The sequence below is a fragment of the Sphingomonas sp. 66-10 genome (genome assembly GCF_001897045.1).
Classification (GTDB): Bacteria; Pseudomonadota; Alphaproteobacteria; order Sphingomonadales; family Sphingomonadaceae; genus Sphingomonas; species Sphingomonas lycopersici.
Map to the genome: position 1 here is coordinate 1 of NZ_MKRR01000152.1, position 6,687 is coordinate 6,687.

General features: G+C 65.5%; 5 protein-coding genes. 2 read left to right on the forward strand and 3 right to left on the reverse strand.

Annotated elements, in window-relative coordinates:
* Positions 1 to 110 precede the first annotated feature (110 nt).
* Entirely contained in the window at positions 111 to 1,160 is a 1,050-nt protein-coding gene (locus BGN95_RS23515; RefSeq protein WP_265314268.1) for a 5-methyltetrahydropteroyltriglutamate--homocysteine methyltransferase, read from the forward strand.
* Between the two features lie 188 nt (positions 1,161 to 1,348).
* Here the strand turns inward: BGN95_RS23515 and lpdA are convergent, their stop codons facing one another.
* From lpdA to pgi, 3 genes are all read right to left on the reverse strand, one after another.
* Complete coding sequence (gene lpdA / locus BGN95_RS23520) at positions 1,349 to 2,743, reverse strand: dihydrolipoyl dehydrogenase (protein ID WP_265314267.1); 1,395 nt, start codon at positions 2,741 to 2,743, stop codon at positions 1,349 to 1,351.
* A gap of 241 nt (positions 2,744 to 2,984) precedes the next feature.
* Positions 2,985 to 4,334: a glutathione-disulfide reductase gene (gene gorA / locus BGN95_RS23525; RefSeq protein ID WP_286774201.1), complete on the reverse strand. Its 1,350-nt coding sequence runs from the start codon at positions 4,332 to 4,334 to the stop codon at positions 2,985 to 2,987.
* A gap of 212 nt (positions 4,335 to 4,546) precedes the next feature.
* Positions 4,547 to 6,040, reverse strand: a complete 1,494-nt coding sequence (gene pgi, locus BGN95_RS23530; protein ID WP_286774202.1) for a glucose-6-phosphate isomerase — start codon at positions 6,038 to 6,040, stop codon at positions 4,547 to 4,549.
* Positions 6,041 to 6,228: 188 nt separating this feature from the next.
* Between pgi and lepB the strand changes: the two genes are divergently transcribed.
* A partial coding sequence (lepB, locus tag BGN95_RS23535; RefSeq protein ID WP_286774231.1) for a signal peptidase I occupies positions 6,229 to 6,687 on the forward strand: 459 nt, incomplete at its 3' end.

Consider the following 6,687-nt stretch of genomic DNA (forward strand, 5'->3'; position numbering starts at 1 on the left):
CCCATACCCCCCTAGCCCCTCCGTTCACGAGGGAGGGGAGCTTACAGCCACAACGCTTGATATTATTTAGCTCACTAAGTACCCTGAGGCATCTTTGCTGAAAGGGCGATATGGCCAACGACATTCTCCTGCCGACGACGATCGTCGGCAGCTATCCGCAACCCGACTGGCTGATCGATCGCGAGCGACTCAAGGCGAGCCTACCGCCGCGCGTCCGCGCGCAGCAATTGTGGCGCATCCCCGAGCCGTGGCTGGGCGACGCGCAGGAGGCCGCGACCCTGGTGGCGATCCGCGATCAGGAGCTCGCCGGGATCGATATCGTCGGCGACGGCGAGATGCGACGCGAAAGCTATTCCAATCGGCTCGCCAATGCGCTGAGCGGGATCGACATCGACAATCCGGGCGTCGCGATGGACCGCACCGGCAAGCCCAATCCCGCACCCCGCGTCGCCGGCCCGATCCGCCGCATCGGCGGGATCGAGGTGCAGGACGCCGAATTCCTCAAGCGCCATTCGTCGCGCCCGGTGAAGCTCACCCTCCCCGGCCCGTTCACGATGACCAAACAGGCGCAGAACGACCATTATGCCACCGACGCCGATCTGGCGATGGACTATGCCGATGCGGTCAATGCCGAGATCAAGGATCTGTTCGCCGCCGGGGTCGATGTCGTCCAGCTCGACGAGCCGTACATGCAGGCGCGCGCTGACGATGCGCGCGATTATGCGCTCGCCGCGCTCGACCGCGCGCTGGACGGGGTGACCGGCACCACCGCGCTCCACATCTGCTTCGGCTATGCTCTGGTCCACGGCAATTCGGTGACCAAGCCCAAGGCCTATGACTTCCTGACCGAGCTCAACCGCTCGCGGATCGACGTCATCTCGGTCGAGGCGGCGCAGCCGGGGCTCGATCCGTCGATCCTCGCCGAGCTGCCCGACAAGATCATCATGTATGGCGTGCTCGACCTGTCGCACAATGAGATCGAGCCCGCCGAACTGATCGCCGCGCGGATCCGCGAGGCACTGCGCCACGTCTCGGCCGACCGGCTGTGGATCGCGCCCGATTGCGGGATGAAATACCATTCGCGCGACGTGGCCTTCGGCAAATTGGCGGCGATGGTCGAGGGCACGCGGATCGTGCGCAAGGAGCTGGGGGCGGGTTAAGCGGCGTATCGGGCGCTACGGCCTCTCCGTTCGCCATGCGCTCGTCGAAGGACGGGCTCGCGGCGAACGGTTGAACACAAAGCCGGCCCGCCGCGGCAAAGCCGCGTCGTCGGACGCCGCTTGAGGCGCCGCCGGTCGATCTGACCGCGGCGAGGCCGCGCCGCAGCTTTCGCTGCGGCTTGGCGCGGTCAGATGTGAATCGGTTTCCCCGTCACTGCCATCGCAGCTTCCTTGATCGCCTCGCTGTGCGTCGGGTGCGCGTGGCAGGTGTAGGCGATATCCTCGCTGGTCGCGCCGAATTCCATCGCCTGCGCCGCCTGCGCGATCATCGTCCCCGCGACCGAGGCGATGCACCACACGCCGAGCACGCGATCGGTTTTGGCATCGGCGATCACCTTCACGAAGCCGTCAGGCTCGTGGTTGGTCTTGGCGCGGCTGTTGGCGAGCATCGGGAATTTGCCGACCTTGACCTCGCCGCGCTCCCTGGCGGCTTCCTCGGTCAGTCCGACCCCGGCGATCTCCGGCCAGGTATAGACGACGCTGGGGATCACATCATGGTTCACGATGCCGTGCTGGCCGGCGATATTCTCCGCGACCGCAATCCCTTCGTCCTCGGCCTTGTGCGCGAGCATCGGGCCGGGGATGACGTCGCCGATCGCCCACACGCCCGAAACCGCGGTGCGGAAATCGTGATCGGTTTCGATCTGGCCGCGCTGGTTGGGAGTGAGACCGATCTTTTCGAGGCCGAGCCCGTCGGTGTTGGGCTTGCGGCCGATCGAGACGAGCACGCTATCCGCCTCGATCGTCGTCGCCTCGCCGCCCGCGGCGGGCTCCAACGTCAGCGTCGCGGTGTCGCCGTTGACCGCGACATTGGTCACCTTGGTGCCGAGCTTGAACTCGATCCCCTGCTTCTTGAAGATCTTATTGGCTTCCTTGCGGACCTCGCCGTCGAAGCCGGGGAGGATCTGGTCGAGGAATTCGACGCAGGTGACCTTGGCGCCGAGCCGGCGCCACACGCTGCCGAGCTCGAGCCCGATCACCCCGCCGCCGATCACCACCATATGCTGGGGCACCTTGGGCAGTTCGAGCGCGCCGGTCGAATCGACCACCACCTTCTGATCGATCGTCACGCCGGGCAGCGGGGTGACCGACGAACCGGTGGCGATGACGACATTCTTCGCGGTGACTGTCTGGTCGCCGACCCTCACCTTATGCGCGTCTTCGAAGCTGGCCTTGCCCTTGAGCCAGGTCACCTTGTTCTTCTTGAACAGGAATTCGATCCCGCCGGTGAGCTGCTTGACCGCATCGCGGCGCTGGCCGTGCATCGTATCGAGATCGAGCTCCGGGGTCACCTTGATCCCGAGCTTGGCGAAGGCGCCGTTGGCCGCGGCGTCATAATATTCCGACGCGTGGAGCATCGCCTTCGACGGGATGCAGCCGACGTTGAGGCAGGTGCCGCCCAAGGTCTCGCGGCTCTCGGCGCAGGCGGTCTTGAGCCCGAGCTGCGCCGCGCGGATCGCCGCGACATAGCCGCCGGGGCCGGCACCGATCACCAGCACGTCAAAGTCGAATTCGTCAGCCATGGTCGCTCGCTTCATGTTTCCAGCGGGAATTGGGTTGGGACATAGCCCTTGCGGGCGGGGAGGCAACCCCCGCTATCCTTCATGCGCACACTGATCGATATTCACCCCCCGTCCCCCCGCCCTCAAGCCGGGGTCCATCGGGAGGCACGCGCGAGACATGAGGTTCTTGCCGCGAAGCCTGAGGCACGATGGACTCCGGCTCGAGGCCGGGGGGACGGAGTGAGCGTGTAGACGGACTGCCTTATTTCAGCAGCACCAGCTCCTCGGCCATCGTCGGGTGGAGCGCGACGGTGGCGTCGAATTGCGCCTTGGTCAGCCCGGCCTTCACCGCGACCGCAGCGGACTGGATGATCTCCGCCACGTCTGGCCCGATCATATGGATGCCGACGACGCGATCGGTCTCGCCGTCGCACACCATCTTGTACAGCGCCCGCTCGTCGCGCCCGGCGAGGACGTTCTTCATCGGGCGGAAATCGGACGAATAGACCTTCACCGACCCGAGCTTCTGCCGCGCCTCCGACTCGGTCATCCCGACCCCCGCGATCGGCGGGTGGCTGAAACAGGCGTTGGGGACATTGTCGTAATCGACCGTCACATTGCCGCCGCCGAACATATTCTCGGCGAACGCCTGCCCTTCGCGGATCGCGACCGGGGTGAGCTGGATGCGGTTGGTGACGTCGCCCACCGCATAGATCGACGGACAGGTGGTGCGATTGTGCGCGTCGACCTTCACCGCGCCCTTCTCGTCGAGCTCGACCCCGGCATTCTCCAGCCCCAGCCCCTTGGTATTGGGCAGGCGGCCGGTGGCGTACATCACGCAATCGACGGTCGCGGGCTCGTGCCCCGACATATGGACGGTGAGCGAGCCGTCGTCGTTCCTGTCGATCTTCTCGAAGGTCGCGTCGAAGCGGAATTCGAGCCCCTTCATCATGCTGATCTGGAGCAGCCGGTCGCGGATCTGCAGATCGTAGCCGCGCAGGATTTCCTTGGTGCGGTTCATCACGATGACGTGCGCGCCGAGCTGGTGGAAGATGCCGGCGAATTCGTTGGCGATATAGCCCGCGCCGGCGATCAGCACGCGCTTCGGGATCGCCTCGAGATGGAACGCCTCGTTGGAGGTGATGCCATGTTCGTGCCCGGGGAATTGCGGGATGTGCGGATGCGCGCCGGTCGCGACAAGGATCGTCTTGGCGGTCTTCTTGGTCCCGTCGGCGAGCGTCAGCTCGTTGGGGCCGGTGACCGTGACGCGCTGGTGGATGATCTCCGCGCCGTTGGTTTCGAGCGTATGCGTATAAGCGAGGTTGATCCGGTCGACCTCGGCCAGCACATTGGCCTGGAGCGTCTTCCAGTCGAACGCGCATTCGTCGGGCACCTGCCAGCCGAAGCGCTTGGCGTCCTTCAGATCCTCGGCGAAATGCGCGCCATAGACGAGCAGTTTCTTGGGCACGCAGCCGCGGATGACGCAGGTGCCGCCGACGCGATATTCCTCCGCGACCGCCACCCGCGCGCCATGCGCCGCCGCCACCCGGCTCGCACGCGTCCCGCCCGAGCCGGCGCCGATGGTGAACAGGTCATAATCGTATTCGGCCATTCAACTGTCTCCGCGAGCGCTGTCGAGCGCAGATATGAGCCCGAGGTGCTCGACGAAAGGATCAAAATCCCGATCACTGTAAAGGAGTGTTCAGAAACCGCGCCCACCGCCGTCATTCCCGCGAAGGCGGGAATCCATTCTGGCTGGCGGGGCGGCTCTTTCCCTGACCTGCGAGAATGGATTCCCGCCTTCGCGGGAATGACGGTGATTGCTTACGCCAGCCCGGCGCGCCGGATCAGGTCGTCGGTCGAGGGATCGAAGCTCCCCCCGCCCTTCGCCGCCGCCTTGGCCATTTCCTTGCCCAGCTCGACCCCGAACTGGTCGAAGGAATTGATCCCCAAGAGCACGCCGTTCACGAACACGCGATGCTCGTAGAAAGCGATCAGCGCGCCCAATGTCCGCGCGTCGAGCTGGTCGAGCAGCAAGGTCGACGAGGGGCGGTCGCCGGGATAGGCGCGCGCCGGATCGTCGCGGTTTTCGCGCCCCTTCATCAGCGCCGCGCCCTGCGCAAAGGCGTTGAGCAGCAACTGGCGGTGATGCTCCTCGGGCAGCGTATCGCCTTGTTCGATCACCGCGAGGAATTCGACCGGGACGAGATGCGTCCCCTGATGCAGCAGCTGGAACACCGCATGCTGCGCATCGGTGCCGACCCCGCCCCAGGTGATCGCGGCGGTGGGATAGGTCACCGGCTTGCCGTCGATCGTCACGCCCTTGCCGTTCGATTCCATCTCGAGCTGCTGAAGGTAGCTGGGCAGCAGCCGCAGCCTTTCGTCATAGGCGAAGGGCGCGCGCGTCTCGGCGCGGCGGACCTGGGTGTAATAAAGATCGGCGAAGGCGGCGAGCACCGGGGCATTCTCGTGCAGCGCGGCAAGGCGGAAATGACGATCCATCTCCGCCGCGCCCTCGAGCAATTCCTCGAACTGGTCCCACCCCAATTTGATCGCGGCGGGAAAGCCGATCGACGACCATAAGGAATAGCGCCCGCCGACGCCCTCGCTGAACGGCAGCACGCGGGTTTCGTCGACACCCCATTCGATCGCCTTGTCGGGGCTGGCGGTCAGCGCGACGACGCGGCCATAGGGGTCCTCGACCCCGTGCTCGGTCATCCACGCGATCGCGCTCTCGGCGTTCATCATCGTTTCGGTGGTGGTGAAGGTCTTGGACGCGACCACCAGCAGCGTCGCGGCCGGATCGAACAGGTTGAACACATCCTCCAGCGCCATGCCGTCGACATTGGAGACGACCGCGACGTCGTAGCGATCCGAATCGCGCCCGAGCGCATCGACCAGCAGATGCGGCCCCAGCGCCGATCCGCCGATCCCGATGTGGAGGATATGCCGCACCGGCCCGAACGCATCGGCCTCGATCGCGTCGACCAGCGCGCGCATCCGCGCATGATAGCCGCGCGCGCGGCGCACGCTTTCGGGATTGCCCTCGCCGCGCTCGGCGGTGTGCTCGACCGGGCGATCCTCGGTGACGTTGACATGCGCGCCGCCGAACATCGCCTCGCGCTTGCCGGCAAGATCGCTCGCCCGCGCCAGTGCATCGAATGCCGCGATCATCTCGGCGGTAAGATGCGTCTTGGAAAAATCGAAATGGATCCCCGCGACATCGAGCGACAGGCGTTCGAGCCGCCCGGCATCCGCGTCGAACAATTGGGTGAGCTTCTGCTGCGGCAATGCCGCGATCGTCGACCAGTCCGCCATGATCCGCCTTCCTGTACTCAACTCGGAACAGCAGTTACCGATACGCGGTTCCACACGCCAGCGGCTTGACGCGCGCGCGTGCTTGGGCAACGCCGGGCCGCATGGCCGAACAGGACACCCCGCCCGACGATATCCCGCAGCCGATCGGCAAGGCGACCGCCGCCGCCGCGGCGCCCAAAAAATCGGAAATGCGCGATACGCTGCGCTTTCTCGTCAAGCTGGCGATCATCGTCTGGCTGTTCCGCAGCTTCGTCTTCGCGCCTTTCTCGATTCCGTCCGAATCGATGTTGCCGCGGCTGCTGATCGGCGACTATCTGTTCGTTTCGAAATGGAATTACGGCTATTCGCGCTGGTCGCTCCCGTTCGGCTTCCCGCCGATTCCGGGGCGGCTGTTCGGCGGCACGCCGACGCGCGGCGATACCGTGGTGTTCCGCGGCCCCCCGGCCAACGATCATGACGTGATCAAGCGCGTGATCGGGTTGCCCGGCGATACGGTGCAGATGAAAGGCGGCGTGCTGATCCTCAACGGCCAGCCGGTGCCCAAGCAGCGGATCGACGATTTCATCGTCCCGCTCACCCCCAATTACGGCCCCGACAAATGCATGCCGCAATTCCAGGACGTGCAAGGCGGCAAGCAGGTGTGCCGC